Origin of the sequence: Streptomyces sp. NRRL S-350 (assembly GCF_000719705.1) — a bacterium.
Taxonomy (GTDB): Bacteria; Actinomycetota; Actinomycetes; order Streptomycetales; family Streptomycetaceae; genus Kitasatospora.
Map to the genome: position 1 here is coordinate 25460 of NZ_JOHO01000041.1, position 23134 is coordinate 48593.

Consider the following 23134-nt stretch of genomic DNA (forward strand, 5'->3'; position numbering starts at 1 on the left):
ATCGGGTGACGCGGAGTCAGCCGGCCGCGGTCGGGGTGGCGGTGCCGGGTGCGGCCGCGCTCGGGGCGGTGGTGCCGGGCCCGGCGGTGCGCCGGCGGTGGCGGCGGAGCAACTGGGTGCGCGCGGCGGCGTACTGGTCGCGGCCGCGCCCGCGGCCGTCGGCGCGCTCGGCGAGTCGGTCGGCGATCCCGAACTGTGCCTCGGCGGGCTTCTTGTCGTCGTACTTGAACTTGGCCCGCACCTCGTTCACGGTCAGCCGGAGCCCGCGCAGACCGGGCAGCTGACGGGCCAGCTCGCCGACGCCCGGCATCACGCGGACCTCGGGAGTCTCCGGCTGGAAGTGCGCGAGCTGGCGGTTGAGGATCTCGGCCTTGCCGGCGGCGGACTCCACGACCTCGGCGGTGCAGTGGAAGTGGACGGAGGCGTAGTAGCTGGTGGGCGTGCCCGGTGCGCCGCGCCAGTGGCCGGGGGCGAAGGCGTAGCCGTCGGTGACCGCGAGGGTGACCTGCGGGTCGGCCCGGACGGCGGCCAGCAGCGGGTTGGGCGCGGCGAGGTGGAGCAGGACCTCGCCGCGCTCGGCGTCCAGCAGGAAGTGCGTCGGGACGAGTACCGGGCCCTCGCCGGGGCCGCCGTTGGCGGCGAGCAGGCCGAAGTCGCGGCCTTCGGCCAGCCAGGCGCGCCACTCGTCCTCGTCGCCGCGGTCCCATGACCTGATCAGCATCGGTGCGCTCCTCGTCAGTGGGGGTAGCCGCGCAGGTGCGCGGGGAGCGGGACGGTGGTGCCGGGGTGCGGCAGGGGGGTGCCGTGCACGGTGGTGACCGGGATCAGGCCGGACCAGTGCGGCAGGTCGACGTCCTCCGGCTCGTCCTCGGCGTTGTCGGCGCGGGTCTTGGCCGAGACCTCGTCCAGCTCCAGCCGGATGACGGCGGTGGCGGCGAGTTCCTTGGCGTTGGCCGGTCGGACCTCGGCGGAGCGGCCGGGTACCGCGTGGTCGACCAGGGCCGCCAGCGCGATGTCCAGCTCCTCGGGGTCGGTGACCTGGTGGGCGGTGCCGTGGGCGACGACCGAGCGGAAGTTCACCGAGTGGTTGAACGCGGACTTGGTCAGCACCAGCGCGTCGACCTGGGTGACGGTGACGCAGACCGGCATGCCCTCCGCGCCGGAGGCGGCGCGCAGCGGGCGGCTGCCGGTGGAGCCGTGGACGTAGAGCCGGCTGCCGACCCGGGCGTAGATCGTCGGCAGGACGACGGGGGCGCCGTCGGCGACGAAGCCGAGGTGGCAGATGTAGGCGCTGTCGAGGATGGCGTGGATCGCCTCCTGCTCCCAGGTGGCCCGGTCCTTGTAGCGGGTGGGGGTGGTCCTGGGGGTGCGGGAGTAGGTCGGCGAGCCTTCCGGGGTGTCTGACATGACATCCTCTATGTACTAGTGCATAATTATGTTTGTGCTAGGAGACTATCCGCTGACCGGGCGACGCGCCAGCGAAATCGCGGCGCACATCGAACAGGGCGTGAGCAGCGGAATGCTCGCCCCCGGAACCGCGCTGCCCCCGCTGCGCGACCTCGCCGCCGAACTGGGCGTCAACCCCAACACCGTCGCCGCCGCCTACCGCCTGCTCCGCGACCGCGGCGTCATCGAGACGGCCGGCCGCAAGGGCAGCCGGATCCTCCCCAGGCCCGCGCTCACCCCGCGCGACCAGATCCGCATCCCCGTCCCCCCGCACGCCCGGGACCTGTCGGCCGGCAACCCCGATCCGGCGCTGCTGCCCGACCTCGGCCCCGCCCTCGCGGCCGCCGCCGAGGCCGCCCGCGCCGAGCCCGTGCTCTACGGGCACCCGGCCGTCGACCCCGGGCTGCTCGCGCTCGCCCGCGCCTCCTTCGAGGCCGACGGCCTGCCCGGCGGCCCGGTCGCCGTCGCCTCCGGCTCGCTCGACACCATCGAGCGCATCCTCGGCGCCCGGCTGCGCCCCGGGGACGCCGTGGCCGTCGAGGACCCCGGCTGGGGCAGCCTGCTCGACCTGCTGCCCGCGATGGGCCTGAAGCAGGTGCCCGTCCGGCTGGACGACGAGGGCCCGCTGCCGGACGCGCTCGCCACGGCGCTGGCCGAGGGCGTCCGGGCGGTGGTGGTCACCAGCCGGGCGCAGAACCCGACCGGTGCGGCGCTCACCGCGCGGCGGGCCGAGGCGCTGAAGGCCGTGCTGGCCGGGCACCCCGAGGTGCTGCTGATCGAGGACGACCACGGGCACGGCATGGTCGACCAGCCCTACCACTCGCTGGTCGGGGCCGGTGTCCGGCACTGGGCGGTGGTGCGGTCGGCGGCCAAGGCGTACGGGCCGGACCTGCGGCTCTCGGTGGCCGTCGGCGACGCGGAGACGATCGGCCGGGTGACCGGCCGGCTGCGGCTGGGCGCGGGCTGGGTCAGCCACCTGCTGCAGCGCACCGTCGCCGAGCTGTGGCGCGGCGACGCGGCGCCGGTCGCGCGGGTGGCGGCCGCCTACCGGGCCCGGCGCGACGCACTGCTGGGCGAGCTGGCGGCGCGCGGGATCGAGGCGCACGGGGAGAGCGGGCTGAACGTCTGGGTGCCGGTGCCGGACGAGACCTCGGCGCTGGCGGCGCTGGTGCAGCGCGGCTGGGTCGTGGCGCCCGGCGCGCGGTACCGGATCCAGTCGCCGCCCGGGCTGCGGATCACCACGGCGCAGCTGGAGGCGGCGCAGGCGCGGGAGCTGGCACAGGACCTGGCGGCAGTGCTGGGGGCGGGCGGAACGGGGTCGCGGCTGGTCTGAACCCGACGGTAACGAAGTGGAAACCTGCTGCAGGTACCTAGCGGTAACAAGCGCGGGCATGTCATCTTCTTCGCGCCACCGGCCGGCGGCCCACCCTCACTTACGCGTCTTCCCGTTCCCCACACCACGGGGAGACCGAGCCGCAGGAGTTCCGCCGTGCCCGAAAACCGTTCGAGCATCACCCGCAGCGCGCCTCCACTCGGCCGACGGCTGCTCACCGCAGCCGCCGCCCTCCCCCTGGCCGTAGCGGGCCTGGCCGTCGCCGCGCCGACGCACGCCGCGGCCGCCGTGCCCGCGGGGCCCACCGCCAGCGTCACCCTCGGCGACAGCTACATCTCCGGCGAGGCCGGCCGCTGGAAGGGCAACGCGGCCGGCACCAGCGGCAGCCGCAACGGCACCGACCGGGCCTGGACCGGCAGTTCGTACGACCCCTCGCGGGTCTACGGCGCCACCGCCGCGAGCGGCTGCGACCGCTCGGACGTCGCCGAGGTGCTCAGCGCCTCGACCGGCGCCCAGAACGAGATCGACCTGGCCTGCTCGGGCGCCGTCACCGCGAACGTCTTCCGCGCCGCCAACGGCGGCCAGGCGTACAAGGGCGAGGCCCCGCAGGCCGACCAACTCGCCACCGTGGCACGGCAGAACAACGTCAAGCTGATCACCCTGTCGATCGGCGGCAACGACCTGGGCTTCGCGGACGTCATCTCCAGCTGCGTGCAGGACTACCTGATCTGGTACTCGTACTGCCACGACTCCGCGCAGTCCTCGATCGACTCGAAGATGCCCACGGCGATGGCCGGCGTCGGCAAGGCGATCGACGAGATCCGCGCGGTCATGGCCGACGCCGGCTACGGGCGGTCCGACTACCGCCTGGTGCTGCAGTCCTACCCGTCGCCGATCCCGCGCAGCGCCGAGATGCGGTACCCGGAGAGCGGCTGGACCCGCTCCGGCACCGGAGGCTGCCCGTTCTGGGACGGGGACGCCGACTGGGCCCGCGACACGATGGTGCCGCAGATCTCCCAGGCGCTGGCGGGCGTCGCCGCGTCCAAGGGCGCGCAGTTCCTGGACCTGTCGGACATGCTGCAGGGCCGGGAGGTGTGCTCGACGGCCACCAGCCAGCCGACCGCGAGCTCCGGCCCGTCCGCGACCACCAGCGAGTGGGCGCGGTTCCTGGACGGCGGGCTCAACGCCACGCAGGGTGCGCTGCAGGAGTCGATGCACCCCGACTACTACGGCCAGCAGGCGGTCGGGCGCTGCCTGACGCTGCTGTGGGGCCGGCCGAGCGGCGACTACGCCTGCCACAACACGGCTGGGCAGGACGCGAGCGGGATGTACCTGACCGCGCGGTGACCGTGCGCTTCGGCGCCCCCGCAGCCTTGGCCGCGGGGGCGCCGAAGTGGTGGTCGGTGGCGAACGCCGAAGCGGTCAGCCCTTGGCGAGCAGGGACTGGGCGTGCGACCGGACCTGATCCTTCGTCAGATAGGCGTCGGTGTACTCGAAGTCGCGCAGGCGCGCGGGCTGGCGGGCGAGGAAGCCGGTGCGGACGAAGTCGTCCCCGGCGGTCGCGTTGAGCAGCCAGTTGGCGCCCACCCGGAACTTGGCGACGTTGGTGCGCATCGCCATCAGGTGGTAGCCGCGCGCCACCAGCTGGGCGGGCAGCCCGCGCATCTCCACGCCGACCGGCTTGGACACCGCGTCCTTGCCCCCGAGGTCGACCACCAGGCCCAAGTCCTTGTGGTAGTAGGGCTCCAGAGGCTGGTGCCGGAGCGAGGCGATCACGTTGTTCGCCACCGCGCGGCCCTGCCGGGCGGAGTGCTGGGCGGTCGGCGGGCAGACCGCGCCGTCACCCTTGGCGAGGTCGGGGACGGCGGCGGCGTCACCGAGCGCGAACACCCCCTCGAACTGCGGCACCCGCATCTCCGCCGTCACCGCGAGCCGACCGCGGACCGTCTCGGCGTCCAGGGTGCCGATCAGCGGGCTCGCGGCCACACCGGCGGTCCAGATCAGCGTGCGGCAGGGAAGCACCCGGCCGTCCGTGAACTTGACCGACTCGGCACCGACTTCGGCCACCGAGACACCCAGGGACACCTCGATGCCGCGCTCCCGCAGCACCTCGAGGGCGGCCTCGCCGAGCGGGTCGCCGAGCTCCGGCATCAGCTTCGGGGCGATGTCGATCAGGTGCCACTTGATCTGCCGCGCGTCCAGGCGCGGGTAGCGGTGCGCGGCGGCGGTGGTCAGCCGCTGCAGGCAGGCGGCCGTCTCGGTGCCCGCGTAGCCGCCGCCGACCACCACGAACTGGAGCCGGGACTCGCGCTCCCGCTGGTCCAGGGTGGCCGAGGCGAGGTCGAGTTGGGCGATCACGTGGTCGCGGACGTAGGCAGCCTCGGCGAGCGTCTTCATGCCGCGGGCGTAGTCGGTGAGGCCCGGGATGTCGAAGGTGCGGGTGACGCTGCCGGGGGCGAGCACCAGGGCGTCGTACTTCAACGCGACCACCTCGTCGGTGATCTTCCGGACGACGCACACCTTGGAGGACGGGTCCACGCCGATGGCGCCGCCGGGGACGATGTGGGTGCGGCGCAGCGAGCGGCGCAGCGAGACGGCCACGGACTGCGGGGTGAGGACGCCGGCGGCGACGTGGGGGAGGAGGGGGAGGTAGAGCTGGTAACTGAACGGTGTGACCAGCGAGATCTCGGCCTCCGAGGGCGAGAGCTTGCGTTCGAGGCGGCGGGCGCACTCCAGGCCGGCGAAGCCACCGCCCACGATCAGGATCCGAGGTCGTTCCATCGCTCATCCCTTTGCCGTGAAGGTCCCGATTACTGTCCGCCACACTCGCACGGAGCAGCGGAGGCTGCCACCGGGGTGGGGCGGATGAGGTAGGAGTGACTGAAGGGGAAGGTGTGGCCTGTGGTGTTCGTGCTGCTGCTGCGGTGGCGCGGCGGCGGCAGTGCTGCGGTGGTGGTGCGGTGCCCCGGTCGGTCGGTCGGTCGGTCGGGCGGTCGGGAGCTGAGGGGCGGCGGCACCGATAGGGTGTGGATCGTGCTACCCGAGGTGACGGCGATCCGGTACGTGACGCCACTGCGAGAAGGCGGCTCGATGCCGGGCCTGGTCGAAGCCGACGATCGGCGGCTCTACGCGCTGAAGTGGGTCGGCGCGGCGCAGGGGCGCAAGGCGCTGGTGGCGGAGGTGCTGGCCGGGGAACTGGGCCGGCGGCTCGGGCTGCCGGTGCCGGAGCTGGTGACCGTCGACCTGGACCCGGTGCTCGCGCGCAGCGAGCCGGACCAGCAGATCCAGGACCAGATGCGGGCCAGTGGCGGGACCAACCTCGGGATGGCCTTCGTCAGCGGCGCGCTCAACTTCGACCCGCTCTGCTTCGAGGTGGACTCCGAACTCGCGGGCCAGGTCCTCTGGTTCGACGCGCTGATCGGCAACGTGGACCGGTCCTGGCGCAACCCCAACCTGCTGGTGGCGACCGGCGGGCTGCGGCTGATCGACCACGGCGCGAGCCTGATCTTCCACCACAACTGGTCCGGCGCCGCCGGGTGGATCCGCCGGCCGTACGACGCCTCCGACCATGCGCTGCTGGCCGCCGGGCCGGACCTGGCGGCGGCGGACAAGGCGCTCGCGCCGCTCGCGGAGGCGGCGATCGAGGGCGCGGTGGCCCACATCCCCGAGGTCTGGCTGCAGGACGAGCCCGGCTTCGACTCGCCCGACGAGGTGCGCGCCGCGTACCGTGCCCAGCTGACCGAGCGACTGGCCGGTCCGCGTGACTGGCTGCCGGAGGTGCCCGCATGACCGAGTCGTCGACGCCCGCGCTGCCGGCCACCGTCGAACTGCACGACTACGAGTACGCCGTGATCCGCGCGGTGCCGAGGGTCGAGCGCGGCGAGTGCGTCAACGTCGGGGTGCTGCTGTACTGCCGGCAGAGTTCGCACCTGGCGGCGCGGACGCACTTGGACCAGGCGCGGCTGCTGGCGCTGGACCCGGTGGTGGATGTGCACGGCGTGCGGCGCGCGCTGCACGGGATCGAGGCGGTCTGCCGGGGCGGCCCGCAGGCCGGTCCGGCGGCGGGGGACAGCCCCGGGCAGCGGTTCCGCTGGCTGACCGCGCCGCGCAGTGCGGTCGTCCAGCCCGGGCCGGTGCACACCGGGCTGACCGCCGACCCGGAGGCGGAGCTGCGCCGGTTGTTCGACCAGCTCGTGCTCTAGCTGTTCCGTCCCGTGCGGCCGGGGCGGGTGGCGGCCCGGGTGTTCGGGACGTCCGGGTGCGGGCCGGCGGGGCCGGGGTGTGAGGCGGCTCGCCGACGGTTGCCCCGGTCAAAGCTTGAGTTACTGAAGCACCTGGTCGTACCCTGACCCCATGGGTTCGACAGCGACGACGACCGTACCGACCAACGCCGAGCTGATGGAGGCGTTGGCCGCCGTCGGCGCCGCGTATTTCCAGGACTTCGCGGCGGCCGCGGCCCGGCACGGGCTCTCCTCCTCACAGGCCAAGGCGCTGGGCGCGGTGCAGGAGCCGGTGCCGATGCGCGCGCTGGCCGGGCGGCTGGGCTGCGACGCGTCGAACGTCACCGGGATCGTGGACCGGCTGGAGTCGCTGGGCCTGGCCAACCGCGCCGCGGCGGCAGGTGACCGCCGGGTGAAGATCGTGGTGATCACGGCCGAGGGCCGGGAGATCCTCAACCACATCCGCGGCGAGATGGCCCGCACCCACCAGGCCTTCCACGCGATGACGGACGAGCAGCGGATCGCCTTGCACTCGATCTGCGGGCAGGTCCTGCCGGTGCTGACCGGCCGGACGGGCGGCGCGCAGTAGGAGCCGTGCAGCCGGTGCCGTCCGCCCGAGCGGTTCGGCGGGCGGTTCGGCGGGGCGGCTCGGCGGGCGGTTCGGTGAGTGGTCGGGCGGGTGGTGCGGCGGGCGGTCGCGGGCGGGCTGCCCCATCCGCCGAGGTCCGGCGTGACCTCGGCTGTTACTCTTGCGAAGCGTGAGCGCGAAGCCCCAGATCCCCAATGTCCTGGCCTCCCGGTACGCCTCGGCGACCCTGGCCCAGCTGTGGTCCCCCGAGCACAAGGTGGTCCTTGAGCGCCACCTGTGGCTCGCCGTCCTGAAGGCCCAGCAGGACCTCGGCGTCGAGGTGCCGGCGAACGCCGTCGCCGACTACGAGCGGGTGATCGACCAGGTCGACCTCGGCTCGATCGCCGCCCGCGAGCGGGTCACCCGCCATGACGTGAAGGCCCGGATCGAGGAGTTCAGCGAGCTCGCGGGCCACGAGCAGATCCACAAGGGGATGACCTCCCGGGACCTGACCGAGAACGTCGAGCAGCTGCAGATCCGCCAGTCGCTGGAGCACGTGCGGGACCGCACGGTGGCCGTGCTGGTGCGCCTGGCCAAGCTGGCCGCCCAGCACTCCGAGCTGGTCATGGCCGGCCGCTCGCACAACGTGGCCGCCCAGGCCACCACCCTCGGCAAGCGCTTCGCGTCGATCGCCGACGAGCTGCTGGTCGCGTTCCGCCGGCTGGAGGAGCTGATCGCCCGCTACCCGCTGCGCGGGATCAAGGGCCCCGTCGGCACCGCCCAGGACATGCTGGACCTGCTCGGCGGTGACACCGCGAAGCTGGCCGAGCTGGAGCAGCGGGTCGCCGGGCACCTCGGCTTCGAGAACGTGCTGACCAGCGTCGGCCAGGTCTACCCGCGCTCGCTGGACTTCGAGGTGCTCACCGCCCTCGTCCAGCTGGCCGCCGCGCCGTCCAGCCTGGCCAAGACCATCCGCCTGATGGCCGGCCACGAGCTGGTCACGGAGGGCTTCAAGGAGGGCCAGGTCGGCTCCTCCGCGATGCCGCACAAGATGAACACCCGCTCCTGCGAGCGCGTCAACGGCCTGGCCGTCATCCTGCGCGGCTACGCCTCGATGACCGGCGAGCTGGCCGGCGACCAGTGGAACGAGGGCGACGTCTCCTGCTCGGTCGTGCGCCGGGTCGCGCTGCCGGACGCCTTCTTCGCCTTCGACGGCCTGCTGGAGACCTTCCTGACCGTCCTCGACGAGTTCGGCGCCTTCCCCGCCGTGGTCGAGGCCGAGCTGGACCGCTACCTGCCGTTCCTCGCCACCACCAAGGTGCTGATGGGCGCGGTGCGTGCCGGTGTCGGCCGGGAGACCGGCCACGAGGTCATCAAGGAGCACGCCGTCGCCTCCGCGCTGGCGATGCGCGCCGGCGCCCGGGAGAACGAGCTGCTGGACCGCCTGGCCGCGGACGGGCGGATCCCGCTGGACCGGGCCGCGCTCGACGCGCTGCTGGCCGACCGGCTCTCCTTCACCGGCGCGGCCGGCGCCCAGGTCGCCGAGGTGGTCCGCCGGGTGGAGGCCGTCGCGGCCGCCTACCCGGAGGCCGCCAAGTACGCGCCCGGCGACATCCTCTGACGTCGGGTCAGCTTTCGGGCGGGGGCCCCGCCGCCGGACCGGCGGCGGGGCCCCCGTGCGTGTGGACGTGGCCCGGGTCGAGCGGCGGGGTGGTGCCGCAGTTCCACTCGCAGTCCGGCTCGGCGACCTGGTGGTCCGCCGGGGCCAGGACGTTGCCCCGGACGGTGGCGAAGGCGATCAGGCCGCCGCCGGCCAGCAGGCCCGCGCAGATCAGCATCGCCGTGTGGAAGGCGGAGTCGACCGCGGACGGCACCCGGTAGGCGTCGCCGCTCAGCCCGGCCAGCGCCGGGAGGGCGGCCACCGCGAGCAGGCCGGCCGCGCGGGCGGCGGCGTTGTTGACGCCGCTGGCGATGCCCGCGTGCCGGACCTCGACGGCGGCCAGCACGGTCGCCGTCAGCGGCGCGACCAGCAGCGTCATGCCGCAGCCCATCACCGTGACGGCGGGCAGCACGTCCGTCCAGTACGAGGACCCCGGGCCGGTGCGCAGCATCAGCAGCACCCCGGCGGCGCACACCAGCGGGCCGACGGTGAGCGGGATCCTCGGGCCGATCCGCTTGCCGAGGCGCCCGGCGCGGGCAGACAGGGCCAGCATCAGCACCGTGATCGGCACCAGGGCGAAGCCCGAGACCAGCGGCGAGAAGCCGGCGACGATCTGCAGCTGCACCACCAGCAGGAAGAAGACGCCGCTGAACGCCGCGTACACGCACAGGGTGACCAGGTTCACCGCGGTGAACAGCCGGGAGGAGAACAGGCCGAGCGGCAGCATCGGTTCGGCCGCGCGCCGTTCGACGACCACGAAGGCGACGCCGAGCAGCACGCCCGTCACCCCGCTGACCAAGACGGCGGCGGAGACGCCCTCCCCGGCGGCGGTCAGCGCGTAGGTGATCGCGCCGAGGGCCAGGGCGGCGAGCACCGCGCCGGGCACGTCGAAGCGGCCGGAGGCGCTCTCGTCCCGGCTCTCCGGCACGGACCGGGTGGTGACCGCGATCACGGCGGCGGCGAGCGGCAGGTTCAGCAGGAAGATCCAGCGCCAGCCGGGGCCGTCGACCAGCCAGCCGCCGACGAAGGGGCCGATCGCGGCCGACACCCCGCCGAGGCCGGACCACAGGCCGACCGCGGCCGAACGGTCGTCAGGGTGGAATACCGCCTGGAGCATGGCGAGCGAGCCGGGGGTGAGCAGGGCGCCGCCGATGCCCTGGACGGCGCGGGCGGCGATCAACACCTGGATGTTCGGTGCGGCGGCGCAGGTCGCGGAGGCGGCGGCGAACCAGACCACGCCGATCAGGAAGACCCGGCGCCGGCCGTACCGGTCGCCGAGCGCGCCGCCGAGCAGGATCAGGCCCGCCAGGGTGAGCAGATAGGCGTTCAGGGTCCATTGCAGGGACGCCAGGGAGGCGCCGAGGTCGGTGCCGATGCGGGGCAGGGCGACGTTCACCACGGTGCCGTCGAGCATCGCCATGCTGGAGCCGAGCACGGTCGCCATTAGTACCCAGCGACCCTGCGCGGTGCCCAGGCGCAGGGTGCCGGCCTCGGAGGTGGCCACGGCCTGATCCTCCGCCCCGTGGGGCGCACGTGACAAGGGTCACCGGTGGGTGTGTCGGTCCCGTGCGGTGCGTGAGTGCACAGTCACACAGTGTCGTGGTGGTCGGCGCAGGGTCGTGGATCAGTGGCGCGGGGTGAATGGATTGTGTACGCACCGTGTGCTGGGGTATCCGGACGGTCACCGGGTGGGCGGAGGTGGTTGTCCGTTCAAGAGATCGACATTGCTTCACCCGAACGGATGGGTTTTAGTTCAGCGACCGCCCGGCCAGTCCGGACGGATCCGCCGGGTGGAACGCCGAGTCCTGCCGCTGCCCGGTGGTTCGAACTGAACTCTGCACGGCAGGAGCGGGGGACCCACAGGTAAGTCGCCGGACCGGAGTTCGCGCCTCAGGGCGCGGGCGTCCAGGGCCGGCTAGGGGTGAAGCCGCGCATGCGGCCGGGCAACTCCAGCCCGAACCCGACAGCTCACCTCGCAGGCGTCGGAGAGGAAAAACCCATGCCTGCACAGGCTCGTCGTATCGTCCTGCCCCGCGCCGCCCGTATCGGCATCGCCACCGCCGTCACCGGTGTCTCCTTCGTCCTCCCGCTCGTGACCGCGGTGAGCGCCCAGGCCCACACCGCCCCGGCCGTCCACACCGCCCCGGTCGCCCACGCCGCCGCCGGTGCCGAGGCCAAGCCGGCCGCCCAGGCCGCCGCACCCGCCGCGCCCGCCTCGCACGAGACCTACCGGGTCGTCAGCGGCGACACCCTGTCCAAGATCGCCGACGTCAAGCACGTCGACGGCGGCTGGCAGGCGCTGTTCGAGCAGAACCGCTCGGTCGTCGGCGCCAACCCGAACCTGATCTTCCCGGGCCAGCAGCTCGCGATCGCCGGCCACGCCGCCGCGCCGTCCGCGGACGCCGCCCCGGCGAAGCCCGCCGCGCCGGCCGCGCCGGTCACCCAGGCCGCGGCCGCCAAGCCGCAGGCCCAGGTCCAGGTCAAGACCGAGGCCGCCAAGCCGGCCGCCCAGGTGCAGACCCAGGTGCAGACCGCCGCTCCGGCCCAGGCCGTGACGGCCGCTCCGGTCGCCGCCACCTCCGGCTACGTCGCCCCGCTGGCCAACCCGAAGCTCGGCGAGGCCTACGGCGTGGCCGGCTCGATGTGGGCCTCCGGCCACCACACCGGCCAGGACTTCATCGCCGCCACCGGCACCCCGCTGCGCGCGATCGCCAACGGCGTCGTGGTCAAGGCCGGCAACGGCGGCGCCTACGGCAACGAGGTCGAGATCAAGCTCGCCGACGGCAAGTACGCCCAGTACGCGCACCTGTCCTCGATCGGCGTGAAGATCGGTCAGACCGTCACCGTCGGCCAGCAGATCGGCCTCTCCGGCGCCACCGGCAACGTGACCGGCCCGCACCTGCACTTCGAGATCCGCACCGGTCCGGAGTACGGCTCGGACATCGACCCGGTCGCCTACCTGCGCGCGCACGGCGTCGCGCTCTGACCCCTCCGGGGCTTCAGGAACCACCGCTGCTGCGGAGCGAATCGATCCTCCGGGATGGTCATGTCGGGTGACCGCTCGACCGGGTGATCGCCGTACGGCGGACATGGGCGCGGGACACGCCCAGGCCGGCCCGGCTCGTGGGACCAACCTCCCTCACGAGCCGGGCCGGCCACTGCCGTTTCCGGGGCCGGCCGGGGGAGTTCGCGGGGCGCTCGCCGCTGCTCGAACGGGGCGTCCGCTCGGCTCTGCCGCTCCCTGGTAGGCGGGAGGCCGGCTTTGGCAGGAGACCGGCTTGTCGGGAGGTCGGCCTTGTTCGGGAGGTCGGCCTTGTCGGGAGGCCGGCTTTGTTCGGGAGGTCGGCTTCGGGGAGGTCGGCTTCGGGCGGTGGCGGAAAGGTGTCGTTCGCGCGGGAGGGGCGGATCGCGCCGGAGCGCGCCGTCGGGCGGTGAACCCGGTTCAGCCGCGGTGGACGGGCTGGCCGGACCGGGCGGCGGACAGCAGGTGGTGCATCCGGTGGCCGAAGTCCTCGGTGTCGCGGGCCGGTTCGGGGAAGGCCAGGCGGACATCGCGGTGGCCGTCCGGGTGGTCCAGGCGCAGCACCAGGCCGTGGCGGTCCAGCGCGAGCGGGCGGACGGCCGGGGTGCGGGCGAGCAGCGCCGGGTCGAGCAGGCGGGTGAGGACGTCCAGGGCGTCGGCGTGGTCGTCGGCAAGGTGGGTGAGCAGCGCGGCCTCGTGGCGGGCCAGCGGGTCCGGGGCGGCGAGGGCGAGGTCGGCGGCGGTGATCGCGCCGGTGCCGTAGGGGGTGGCGAGGACGGCGTGGGCGACGTCCACGCGCAGGTGGACGCCGAGGCCGTCGGCGGCGAGGTGGGCGAGGTGCAGCCGGCCGGCCAGGGTGAGCCGGGCGCGGATGCGGTCGCGGACGGCGACCGGGGAGACGTCGGTGACGTCGAGGACGGCGGCGAGGCCGTCGGCGGCGTGGGCGGCGGCCGCGGTGAGCGGGGCGTCCAGCGGGGCGCGCAACCGCAGGTGGGAGCCGTGGACGGAGACCGGGGTGTCGAGGTCGTGCTGCTCGCCCAGGGTGCGGACGGTGAGCGAGGAGGTCGCGCCGAGCAGGCTGTGGATCCGTTCGGCGGTGGTGGGCTCGGGGACCTCGGTGTCGCCGGTGGGCAGGCTCATGGAACGGACCTCCATCTGGTTAGGTGAGGCTAACCTAATGTCCGTGTTCGGGGCCTGGCAAGCAGGCGTCCCGGACGTGCCGGGGGCCCGGACGCGGGGCGGCGTCCGGGCCCCGCCGGGCGGGTCGGAGGGCGTCAGGCGACGACGGCCTGGGCGTCGATCTCGACCAGCATCGGCTCCTGCGGAAGCTCCACGAAGACGGTGGTGCGGCAGGGCTTCACGCCGCCGGGCTCGATGTTCTCCTCGATGAACTCGGCGTAGACCTCGTTCATCAGCGGGAAGTCGGCGCGCTTGGTGAGGTAGACGCGGAACATCACCACGTCCCCGATGGTGGCGCCGCCGGCCTCCACGACGGCCTTGACGTTCTCCAGGGTGCGTCGCGTCTGCGCCCTCACGTCGCCGTGGTGGAGGTACTCGCCGGTCGCCGGGTCCTGCGGGCCCTGGCCGGAGACCTGCAGGATCGGGCCCTTGCGGACGCCCTGGGAGAACGTCCAGGCCGGGGCGGGGGCGCCGTCGGTGCGGATCTCGATCTTTTCGGAGGACATGGGGTGCGGAATTCCTTACGGTCGGTGATGGATCGTCAGTTGTGCTCGGGGAGGCCGCAGTCGGCCGAGACGGCCCGGGTGGTGGCGAGCAGCTGGGGTAGGAGGTCCAGCACCTGCTCGTACCGGAGGACGACGTCCGGGACGGAGATCGAGGCGGCGGCGACGACCCGGCCGCCGGCGTCCCGGATCGGCGCGGCCACGCAGTTGATGAAGGCCTCGTGCTCGGCGTGGTCCTGCGCCCAGCCCTGGGCCGCGACCTTCTCCAGCTCCGCGAGCAGCGCCTCCGGCGAGGTGAGGGTGCGCTCGGTGTGCGGGGTGAAGTCGATTCCGGCCACCACCCGGCGGCGCTCCGGCAGCGGGAGGTCGGCCAGCAGCACCTTGGAGACGGCGGCGCTGTGCAGGGCGGCGCGCAGACCGATCCGGGAGTACATCCGCACCGGGTGCCGGGAGTCGAACTTGTCGATGTAGACCACCTCGCCGCCCTCGTACGCGGCCAGGTGCACGGTCTGGCCGGTGGCGGCGTTCAGCTCGGCCAGGTGCGGGGCGGCGATCCGGCGGATGCCGCGCTGTTCCAGGGCCAGGCCGGAGAGGGCGAAGAGGCCGGCGCCCAGGTGGTAGCGGTAGGCCGCGTCACGGTAGACGAACCGTTCCTCCTCGAGGCTCTGGAGCAGCCGGAGCACGGTCGTCTTGTGGACACCGAGCACCTCGGCGAGCTGGTCGAGGGAGCGTTCGCCCTCGCCGAGCTCGGCGAGGATGCGCAGGGCGCGGCTGACGGTCTGGCTCATCGTGCTCCGCTTCGGGGGCTGGGGATCCCGCTCATCGGGGGGCCCGGTCGGTGGACGGCGTGTGGTCGGAGGGCGGCGTGCGGTCCCTGGACGGAGGGCGGTCGGTGGAGGGAGGGGGATCGGCGGGGCGCGTCCCGTCGGCGGGTCGGGTGCGGCCGGTGGGTGGCGGCCGGTCGACCGGATGCATGCCGTCGGTGCGCAGGGCTGGGCCGGTGATGCCGTCCGGGGTGACCCGGGTGGCCGCCCAGTGCGCGGCGGAGGCGTCGAGCAGCGCGGCCACCACGGCGGCCGGAGGCAACTCGGCCTGGTCGCCGTGGGCGGTCAGCGCGCAGGCGGCGCTCAGGTGGCCGAGCCGCAGCCGGCGGCGCTGGTCCAGGCCCCGGAGGGTGCCGGCCAGGTAGCCGGCCGCGAAGGCGTCGCCCGCGCCGGTGGCCTCCACCACCTCGACCGCGAGGGCCGGCTCGGTGACCGCCCGGCCGTCCCGCTCCACGGCGGTGACGTGCCGGGCGGCGTCCTTCACCACCAGCGTGGCGGGGGAGGGGAAGCGTCGGCGCAGAGCGGCCGGGTCGTCGGTGCCGAAGGCGGCCTGCGCCTCGTCGGCGCCGAGCAGCAGCAGGTCGGCGGCGTCCAGCAGCGGCGGCAGCACGGCCGGGTCGCGGTCCCGCCAGAGCGCAGGGCGCCAGTTGAGGTCGAAGCTGACCAGCCGGTCCGGACGGCGCTGGGCGAGCAGGGCGCGCAGCAGCGCCAGACAGTCGTCGGAGAGCGCGGCGGTGATGCCGGACAGGTGCAGCAGCCGGGCGCCGGAGAGCAGCGCGGCGGCGCCCGGATCGGCGAGCACGGCGGGGGAGAGCGCGGCGGCCGCGGAGCCGCGCCGGTGGTAGTGCAGCCGGCTGCGGCCGGGGCCCGGATCGTGGGGGTGGCCGGTGGTGCCGCCGACCTCCTTGAAGTAGAGGCCGGTCGGGCGGTGCGGATCGACCGTGACGGCCGAGACGTCCACGCCGCGGGCGGCGACCTCCGCGAGCAGCCGGCGGCCGAAGCCGTCGTCGCCGACCCGGCTGATCCAGGCGGTCCGCACGCCGAGTGCGGCCAGCGCGCCGGCCACGTTGGACTCGGCGCCGCCGACCGCGAGCCGGAAGTTCTCCACCGCCTCCAGCGGGCCGGGGCGGTCCGGCAGCAGGACGGCCATCGACTCGCCCACGCACACGGCCGTCGGGGGAGGGCCGGGTCGGGCCGGGCCCTGGGCGTCCTGTCGCGGCATGTGCGGGGCTCCTCGTCTGCGGCCGTTCCGTCGAGAGCGGGCCGACTCCGTCGGCCGTGCGCCGACCGGCCGGGGTGCGGCAGCGGCGTCGGTCGTGGGTCGACCATGCCGGGGTGCGGCAGCGGCGTCGGTCGTGCGTCGACCATGCCGGGGTGCGGCAACACCGTCGGCACGGACGGTCCGAGCCCGTCGGGTGCGAGCCGGAGCCTCGGAGCATGGTCGGGTTCCGTTGACCGTGGTCCGGCGCCGATGCTAGAACCGTGCTGCCAACATGTGCAACCCTCGTTGCGCATGTTGCAACGCGCCGCACGGTGCAACGCGGCGGATGGAGGAAGACCGTGGAGCAGACCTTCGCAAGCAGCGGTACCGGCCCGGGCATCGACGCCGACGCGGTGGCGGCCCTGGCCGACGAACCGCTGGACTGGCGGTTCAAGGCCGCGCCCTCTCCGCCTCCCCCCGCCGGACGGCCGGACGGCACCCCCACGATCCGCACCGTGCGGGAGTGGCTGGCCACCAGCCCGACCCTCTCCTCGCTCGGCACCCCGCTGCTCACCCTCGACGGCGCCGCGCTCGACCACAACATCCGCACCATGGCCGACTGGTGCGCCAAGGCGGGCGTCGCCCTCACCCCACACGGCAAGACCACCATGGCACCGGCCCTCTGGCAGGCGCAGCTCGACGCCGGAAGCCACGGCATCACCCTCGCCAACCTCCCCCAGGTGCGCGTCGCCCGGGCCTTCGGCGTGCAGCGGATCCTGCTCGCCAACACCCTGCTCGACCCGGCCGGACTGGCCTGGCTCGCCGACGAACTGGCCGCCGACCCGCGCTTCGCCTTCGTCTCCTGGGTCGACTCCACCGAGAGCGTGCGGCTGATGGACGAGGCACTGCGCGTCGCCGGGGCCGAGCGGCCGGTCGAGGTGCTGATCGAACTCGGCGGCCCCGGCGGCCGGACCGGCGCCCGCGGGCCGGACACCGCCGTCGAGGTCGCCGCCGCCGTGCTGCGCGCCCCCACACTGCGCCTCGCCGGCATCGGCGGGTACGAAGGGGCCCTCGCCCACGACGCCTCCACCGAAGGGCTCGCCGCCGTGCGCGGCTACCTCAAGGACCTCGGCCGACTCCACGGGCGGCTCGCGAACGCCTACCCGGACGACGCGCCACCCGTGGTCACGGCCGGCGGAAGCGCCTACTTCGACCTGGTGGTCGAGGAGTTGACCGACCTGCCGGACACCCTGGTGGTGCTCCGCTCGGGCGCCTACATCGCCCACGACGACGGCTTCTACCGGGGCATCTCGCCGCTGGCCCGCAACCGCGGCGAAGCGCAGTTCCGCGGTGCGCTGCACGGCTGGGCCCGGGTGATCTCCCGGCCCGAGCCGCAACTCGCCCTGCTGGACGCGGGCAAGCGCGACCTGCCGTTCGACGAGGGCCTGCCCGAGCCGCAACAGGTGCGCGGCGGCGCCCGCTTGACCGGCACGGCGGCCCGGATCACCGCGCTCAACGACCAGCACGCCTTCCTGCGCGACGCGGGCGACCTCGCGCCGATCGGCGCGGTGCTGCGCCTGGGGGTGTCGCACCCGTGCACGGCCTTCGACAAGTGGACGGCGGTTCCGGTGCTGGATTCGGCGGACGCGGCCGAGCCGAAGATCACCGGTCTGGTCAGGACGTTCTTCTGATGGCCGGGGCGGGGGCGGCCGGGGTGGGCACAGGCAGGGCGGGAGCGGTCGGGGTGGATACAGGTAAGGCGGGAGCGGTCGGGCCTGGGGCCGGGGCGGTGGTCTTCCGGGGCGCCACCGTCGTGGACGGCACCGGTGCGGACCGCTACCGGGCGGACGTCCGGATCGCCGACGGCCTGATCACCGGGATCGGAGACCGCCTCGGCGCGCCCGAGGTGGTGGACGCCGACGGCCTGGTCCTCACCCCCGGTTTCATCGACATGCACGCCCACTCCGACCTTGCCCTGCTGCTCGAACCCGCGCACCCGGCCAAGGTCACCCAGGGCGTCACCTGCGAGGTCCTCGGCCAGGACGGCCTCTCCTACGCCCCGGTCGACGACACCACACTGCCCGCGCTGCGGCGCCAACTCGCGGGCTGGAACGGCGATCCGGCGGACCTCGACTGGGACTGGCGCGACGTCGCCGGCTACCTGGACCGGCTCGACCGCACCGGCGTCGCCGTCAACGCCTGCTACCTCGTGCCGCACGGCACGCTGCGGACGCTGGTCATGGGCTGGGCCCGCCGCCCGCCCACCCGGGCCGAACTCGACCGGATGCGGCAGGTGTTGGCAAAGAGCCTGCTGGACGGCGCGGTCGGCCTGTCCAGCGGCCTCAGCTACACCCCCGGGACGTACGCCGACACCGCCGAGCTGGTCGAGCTGTGCACCATCGTCGCGGCCTACGGCGGCTTCCACGCGCCGCACCAACGGTCGTACGGCCAGGGGGCGTTGGAGGGGTACGCGGAGATGGTCGAGATCTCCCGGCGGAGCGGCTGCGCGCTGCACCTGACCCACGCCACGATGAACTTCGGCGTCAACCGGGGCCGGGCCGGCGAGCTGCTGGAACTCGTCGACCGGGCGCTCTCCGACGGCGTCGACCTCACCCTGGACAGCTACCCCTACCTGCCGGGCTCCACCACACTGGCCGCCCTGCTGCCGAGTTGGGCCACCGAGGGCGGCCCGGCGGCGACGCTGGCGAGGCTCGCCGACCCGGCGCAGTGCGCCCGGATCCGCCACGACCTGGAGGAGAAGGGCAGCGACGGCTGCCACGGCGTGGTCGCCGACTGGGCGACGATCCAGATCTCGGGCGTCCGGTCGGCCGCGCTCGCCGGGACGGTCGGCCGGACGATCGCCCGACTCGCCGAGGAGGAGCGGCGGACGGGCACGGAGGTGTTCCTGGACCTGCTCCGCCGGGACGAGTTGGCCACGACGGTCCTCCAGCACGTCGGGCACGAGGAGAACGTGCGGGCGATCATGCGTCACCGGGCACACACCGTGGGCAGCGACGGTCTGCTGGTCGGCGCCCGCCCCCACCCCCGGGCCTGGGGCACCTTCCCGCGTTACCTCGGCCACTACAGCAGGGAGTTGGGGGTGCTGACGCTGGAGGAGACGGTCGCCCGGATGACCGGCAGGCCCGCCGCCCGACTGGGGCTGGAGCGGCGCGGCCGGATCGCCCCCGGCCACCACGCCGACCTGGTGCTCCTCGATCCCGAACGGGTCCGGGACGCCGCCACCTTCGAGCAGCCCAGACTGCCCGCCGAGGGCATCGAGCACGTGTACGTGAACGGCATCGCCGTCGTCCGGCAGGGCCGCACCACCGGCGCCCGACCCGGGCGCGCCCTGCGCCGAACCGACCGAGGGGCCCGCGCCGCATGAACTCTCTCTCCGTACTGCGGGACGACCGGGTGATCGCGGTGGTCCGCGCGCCGCGGATCCCGGACGCCTCCGCGCTGTGCGCGGCACTCGCCGCAGGAGGCATCCGACTGACCGAATTCACCTACACCACGCCGGAGGTGACGGAGCATCTGCGACGGGCGTCGCAGGCCGGGTGGCGGGTCGGAGTCGGTACCGTGTTGACCGCCGAACAGGCCGAGCAGGGCGTCGCGGCGGGCGCGTCCTTCCTGGTCACGCCCGGCTGCCGGCCCGAGGTGGCGGAAGCGGCGCAGGCCGCCGGCGTGCCGGTGGTGCTCGGGGCGCTCACCCCGACCGAGGTGGCCCGAGCGGTGGACCTCGGCGCCGCGGCCGTCAAGATCTTCCCGGCCCGGGCGTTCGGCCCCGGCTACTTCAAGGACCTGCGCGGCCCCTACCCGGACGTCCCGCTGGTGGCCTCCGGCGGGATCGACGCGGGCAACGCCGCGGAGTTCCTGGGGCAGGGCGCGATCGCGGTCTGCGCGGGGACGGACGTGGTGCCGGCGGAGGCGGTCGCGGCGGGGGACTGGGCGGAGATCACCCGGCGGGCCCGGAAGTTCACGGACGCGTGCGAGGCGTGCGAGGCGTGCGAGGCGTCGTAGGCGCCTGCGTTCGCCCGGCGGCCGCATTCGCCCGGCGGCCGCGTTCGCCCGGCGGCCGCGTTCGCCCGGCGGCCGCGTTCGACCGGCGCCTGCGGTCGACCGGCGCCGGAGCGAGGCGGGCTGTCGGAGCGGCCGGGATTGGACGAGAATCGGTGGCACCCGGCTCGGCCTCGGCCGAATCCGGCCGGCTCAGCCCCGCCCGGTGCACTCCGGGCCCCGGACCCGGTAGGAGGACCCGCCCATGACCTCGACCCGCCCCGGCCCCGACTGGCTCGCCGATGCCGTCCTCTACCAGATCTACCCGCAGACCTTCGCCGACTCGGACGGCGACGGCATCGGAGACTTCGCCGGCATCGCGGCGCACCTCGACCACCTCGCCTGGCTCGGCATCGACACGGTCTGGCTCAACCCGTGCTTCGCCTCGCCGTTCCGCGACGCCGGGTACGACGTCAGCGACTACTTCACGCCCGCCCCGCGCTACGGCCGCACCGAGGACCTGGTGGCGCTGGTCGAGGCCGCCCGCCGCAAGGGCGTCCGGATCCTGCTGGACCTGGTGGCCGGCCACACCTCGGACCGCCACCCCTGGTTCCTGGCCGCCGCCGAGGACCCGTCCGACCACCGCTACATCTGGGCCGACCGCCGGGTGGACGGCTTCGTCGCCTCGCCGGGCAGCCGCCCGGGCTGGTACCGGCCGAACTTCTTCGACTGCCAGCCGGCGCTCAACTTCGGCTACGCCCGCAGCAGTTCCGACGAACCCTGGCGCCAGCCGGTGGATGCCGAGGGGCCGCGCGCCAATCGGGCGGCGCTGCGCGACATCATGGCGCACTGGCTCGGCCTCGGCGTCTCCGGCTTCCGGGTGGACATGGCGTACTCCCTGGTCAAGGACGACCCGGGCAAGGTCGAGACCGCCAAGCTCTGGACCGAACTGCGCGACTGGCTGGACGGCAGCCACCCCGAGGCCGTCCTGCTCGCCGAGTGGGGCGACCCGGCCGCCGCCGTCGCGGCCGGTTTCCACGCGGACTTCTTCCTGCACTTCGGCGGCGAGGACCACGGACTGCCGCTGCGGTCGCTGTGGCAGAACAACGGCGGGACGGTGGAGGAGTTCTGGCAGCAGGAGGCCTGCTACTTCGAGGCCGAGGGCCGGGGCACCCCGGAGCCCTTCCTGGACGCCTGGCGCTCCGCCGCCCAACTCACCGAGGACAGCGGGCACATCGTGCTGCCCACCGCCAACCACGACTTCTCGCGGCTGGCCGCCGGCCCGCGCACGGCCGGGCAACTCGCCCCCGCGTTCGCCTTCCTGCTCACCTGGCCGACCCTCCCGGCGGTCTACTACGGCGACGAGATCGGCATGCGCTACCTGCCCGGCCTGCCGGACACGGAGGGCAGCGTACTCGGGCCCCGGTTCAACCGGGCGGGCTCGCGCACACCGATGCAGTGGACGCCCGGCCCGTCGGCGGGCTTCTCCACCGCCCCGCCCGAGCGGCTGTACCTGCCGGTGGACCCGGACCCGCACCGCCCGGACGTGCTCTCCCAGCGGGCCGACCCGACCTCGCTGCTGCACACCGTGCGGCGGCTGATCGCCCTGCGCCGTGCGCACCGGGGTCTGGGCTCCGGCGGCGCGGTGGAGGTCCGGCACGCCGGGTATCCGCTGGTGTACACCCGGGCCGGGCGGTACCTGGTGGCGGTCAACCCGCGCCGGGAGCCGGCGGCCGTACGCCTGGAGCCCGGGGGTGTCCGGCCGCTGGAGGTGCAGGGCGTGCGGGTGGCGGACGGGGAGCTGCGGGCCGACGGGTTCGGGTACGGGGTGTTCGAGCTGGTGTGAGCGCGGGTCACGGCGTGTTCGTGCCGGCGTGAACGCGGCTCGGGGTGTTCATGCTGGTGTGAACACGGCCCGGGGTGTTCGTGCCGGTGCGGGCGCGGTCCTCGGGTGTTCGGGCCGGTGTGAGGCGGGAGATGGCGGCGGGCCGGGGAACCGGCTTCCGCCCACGGCCAGATAGTTGTAAACTCCATCCATAGATGGTTGCATTTGCCACCTTGATTGGTTGTATTTGACACCTTCTTGATTGAACGCGACACCACGGAGGACGGTACGAACACCATGAGCACACCCCAGAACCCCGCCGCAGCGCCCGCCCTGGGGCACTCGCTCAAGCACCTCGCCGTCCACCTGATCACCCCGCTGCTGATGTGCCTCGGCATGGCGCTCGCCTACCAGAGCGCCTTCCACCAGCCCGAGCCGCACCACCTCAAGGTCGCCGTCGTCGGCACCTCCCCGCAGGCGCACGGGCTGGCACAGGCCATCCAGGACAAGGCCGGTGACGCGCTCGACGTCCGCACCGTCGACGACCGTGCCGCCGCCGAGCACCAGCTGCGCGACCGCGACCTGATCGGCGCCTTCGTCCCGGACGCCAGGAGCCCCGAACTGCTCGTGGCCAAGGGGAACTCCGACACCTCGGTGGTGGCCGCCACGGCGGTGTTCACCACCGTCACCGACAAGCAGGGCGTGCCCCTGCACGTCACCGACCTGACCACCCCCGCCAAGGGCGACCCGACCGGCCAGGGCCTCTTCTTCCTCCTGGTCGCGCTGAGCATCGGGTCCTACGCGAGCGTGGCGGTGATCGGCGCCGCCGGAGCCGCCCTGGGCATGAAGGTCCGGGCGCTGGTCGGGGTGGTGGTCTCGCTGGTGGTGAGCGTCATCGGGATCGTCACCGCCGGGCCCGTGTTCCACGTCGTCGACCACGACCGCGCGGCGGTCTGGGCCCTCGGCTGGCTCTACTCCGCGGGAATCGTGCTGATCGGCATCGGCCTGCACAGCTTCCTGAAGAAGTGGACCACGCTGACGATGATGGTCCTGTTCGTGATGCTCAACTTCACCTCCTCCGGCGGCATCTACCGGCCCGAGCTGCAGAACGGCTTCTTCGGCGGCCTGCACGGCTTCTGGACCGGCGCGGGCTTCCAGGAGGGCGCGCGCAGCATCCTGTACTTCGACGGCGGCGCGGGCCTCGGCGGGCACGTGCTGACCCTGTTGGTCTGGCTGCTGCTCGGTGGGGTGGCCCTGGTCGCCGCGGCGAGGTACGAGGGCCGGGGGCGCCGTTCGGTGGAGACGCCGGCGGAGGCCGAGGAGGAGATGGAGGAGGCGGTCGGCGTCTGACCGCCCG

General features: G+C 74.1%; 20 protein-coding genes and 1 riboswitch. Of the genes, 12 read left to right on the forward strand and 8 right to left on the reverse strand.

What is annotated here, in order from left to right; genetic code table 11:
• Positions 1 to 16: 16 nt before the first annotated feature.
• The gene (locus tag IF30_RS0128365) at positions 17 to 721 is read right to left on the reverse strand and encodes an FMN-binding negative transcriptional regulator (protein ID WP_063752806.1); all 705 of its coding nucleotides are present in this window, start codon (positions 719 to 721) and stop codon (positions 17 to 19) included.
• A 14-nt stretch (positions 722 to 735) separates the two neighbouring features.
• Positions 736 to 1407, reverse strand: coding sequence for a pyridoxamine 5'-phosphate oxidase family protein (locus tag IF30_RS0128370; RefSeq protein ID WP_030243709.1), 672 nt, complete (start codon positions 1405 to 1407; stop codon positions 736 to 738).
• Between the two features lie 34 nt (positions 1408 to 1441).
• On the opposite strand from IF30_RS0128370, the gene IF30_RS0128375 reads away from it, so the two are divergent.
• Positions 1442 to 2779, forward strand: coding sequence for an aminotransferase class I/II-fold pyridoxal phosphate-dependent enzyme (locus IF30_RS0128375; RefSeq protein WP_037901475.1), 1338 nt, complete (start codon positions 1442 to 1444; stop codon positions 2777 to 2779).
• Positions 2780 to 2935: 156 nt separating this feature from the next.
• Positions 2936 to 4126, forward strand: coding sequence for a GDSL-type esterase/lipase family protein (locus tag IF30_RS0128380; RefSeq protein WP_234322876.1), 1191 nt, complete (start codon positions 2936 to 2938; stop codon positions 4124 to 4126).
• 75 nt (positions 4127 to 4201) lie between these two features.
• Here the strand turns inward: IF30_RS0128380 and IF30_RS0128385 are convergent, their stop codons facing one another.
• A complete protein-coding gene (locus IF30_RS0128385; RefSeq protein WP_030243713.1) occupies positions 4202 to 5560 on the reverse strand; it encodes an NAD(P)/FAD-dependent oxidoreductase in 1359 nt (452 codons plus the stop codon).
• Between the two features lie 252 nt (positions 5561 to 5812).
• On the opposite strand from IF30_RS0128385, the gene IF30_RS0128390 reads away from it, so the two are divergent.
• The 4 genes from IF30_RS0128390 (at position 5813) to purB (ending at position 9188) form a co-directional block, all read left to right on the forward strand.
• Complete coding sequence (locus IF30_RS0128390) at positions 5813 to 6568, forward strand: HipA family kinase (protein WP_030243715.1); 756 nt, start codon at positions 5813 to 5815, stop codon at positions 6566 to 6568.
• Positions 6565 to 6981, forward strand: a complete 417-nt coding sequence (locus tag IF30_RS0128395; RefSeq protein WP_051711381.1) for a DUF3037 domain-containing protein — start codon at positions 6565 to 6567, stop codon at positions 6979 to 6981. Before IF30_RS0128390 ends, IF30_RS0128395 begins: the two co-directional genes overlap by 4 nt.
• A gap of 151 nt (positions 6982 to 7132) precedes the next feature.
• Positions 7133 to 7588: a MarR family winged helix-turn-helix transcriptional regulator gene (locus tag IF30_RS0128400; RefSeq protein ID WP_030243720.1), complete on the forward strand. Its 456-nt coding sequence runs from the start codon at positions 7133 to 7135 to the stop codon at positions 7586 to 7588.
• Between the two features lie 160 nt (positions 7589 to 7748).
• Positions 7749 to 9188: an adenylosuccinate lyase gene (gene purB / locus IF30_RS0128405; RefSeq protein ID WP_199807942.1), complete on the forward strand. Its 1440-nt coding sequence runs from the start codon at positions 7749 to 7751 to the stop codon at positions 9186 to 9188.
• A gap of 7 nt (positions 9189 to 9195) precedes the next feature.
• Here the strand turns inward: purB and IF30_RS0128410 are convergent, their stop codons facing one another.
• The gene (locus tag IF30_RS0128410) at positions 9196 to 10671 is read right to left on the reverse strand and encodes an MFS transporter (protein ID WP_078891791.1); all 1476 of its coding nucleotides are present in this window, start codon (positions 10669 to 10671) and stop codon (positions 9196 to 9198) included.
• Between the two features lie 372 nt (positions 10672 to 11043).
• A riboswitch (cyclic di-AMP (ydaO/yuaA leader) is annotated at positions 11044 to 11224 on the forward strand.
• A gap of 2 nt (positions 11225 to 11226) precedes the next feature.
• Here IF30_RS0128410 and IF30_RS0128415 point away from each other — a divergent pair.
• Entirely contained in the window at positions 11227 to 12213 is a 987-nt protein-coding gene (locus tag IF30_RS0128415) for a LysM peptidoglycan-binding domain-containing M23 family metallopeptidase (protein WP_030243727.1), read from the forward strand.
• A 456-nt stretch (positions 12214 to 12669) separates the two neighbouring features.
• Here IF30_RS0128415 and IF30_RS0128420 read toward each other — a convergent pair whose 3' ends face one another.
• The 4 genes from IF30_RS0128420 to IF30_RS0128435 all read right to left on the reverse strand — a co-directional run bounded on the left by IF30_RS0128420 (position 12670) and on the right by IF30_RS0128435 (position 15977).
• Positions 12670 to 13389, reverse strand: a complete 720-nt coding sequence (locus tag IF30_RS0128420) for a DUF2470 domain-containing protein (protein WP_030243730.1) — start codon at positions 13387 to 13389, stop codon at positions 12670 to 12672.
• A gap of 134 nt (positions 13390 to 13523) precedes the next feature.
• Entirely contained in the window at positions 13524 to 13934 is a 411-nt protein-coding gene (locus IF30_RS0128425; RefSeq protein ID WP_030243731.1) for a RidA family protein, read from the reverse strand.
• Between the two features lie 35 nt (positions 13935 to 13969).
• Positions 13970 to 14719: an IclR family transcriptional regulator gene (locus tag IF30_RS0128430; RefSeq protein WP_030243732.1), complete on the reverse strand. Its 750-nt coding sequence runs from the start codon at positions 14717 to 14719 to the stop codon at positions 13970 to 13972.
• Between the two features lie 31 nt (positions 14720 to 14750).
• The gene (locus IF30_RS0128435) at positions 14751 to 15977 is read right to left on the reverse strand and encodes a sugar kinase (RefSeq protein ID WP_078891785.1); all 1227 of its coding nucleotides are present in this window, start codon (positions 15975 to 15977) and stop codon (positions 14751 to 14753) included.
• Positions 15978 to 16315: 338 nt separating this feature from the next.
• Here IF30_RS0128435 and IF30_RS0128440 point away from each other — a divergent pair, with 338 nt between their 5' ends.
• From IF30_RS0128440 to IF30_RS0128460, 5 genes are all read left to right on the forward strand, one after another.
• Complete coding sequence (locus tag IF30_RS0128440) at positions 16316 to 17647, forward strand: alanine racemase (protein ID WP_030243736.1); 1332 nt, start codon at positions 16316 to 16318, stop codon at positions 17645 to 17647.
• A gap of 53 nt (positions 17648 to 17700) precedes the next feature.
• On the forward strand, positions 17701 to 19341 hold the full coding sequence (locus IF30_RS0128445) for an N-acyl-D-amino-acid deacylase family protein (RefSeq protein WP_234322877.1): 1641 nt from the start codon (positions 17701 to 17703) through the stop codon (positions 19339 to 19341).
• Complete coding sequence (locus IF30_RS0128450) at positions 19338 to 19976, forward strand: bifunctional 4-hydroxy-2-oxoglutarate aldolase/2-dehydro-3-deoxy-phosphogluconate aldolase (protein ID WP_051711383.1); 639 nt, start codon at positions 19338 to 19340, stop codon at positions 19974 to 19976. Before IF30_RS0128445 ends, IF30_RS0128450 begins: the two co-directional genes overlap by 4 nt.
• Positions 19977 to 20217: 241 nt before the next feature.
• Positions 20218 to 21798, forward strand: a complete 1581-nt coding sequence (locus IF30_RS0128455; RefSeq protein ID WP_030243741.1) for an alpha-amylase family glycosyl hydrolase — start codon at positions 20218 to 20220, stop codon at positions 21796 to 21798.
• Positions 21799 to 22074: 276 nt separating this feature from the next.
• On the forward strand, positions 22075 to 23127 hold the full coding sequence (locus IF30_RS0128460) for a membrane protein (protein ID WP_030243743.1): 1053 nt from the start codon (positions 22075 to 22077) through the stop codon (positions 23125 to 23127).
• Positions 23128 to 23134 lie beyond the last annotated feature (7 nt).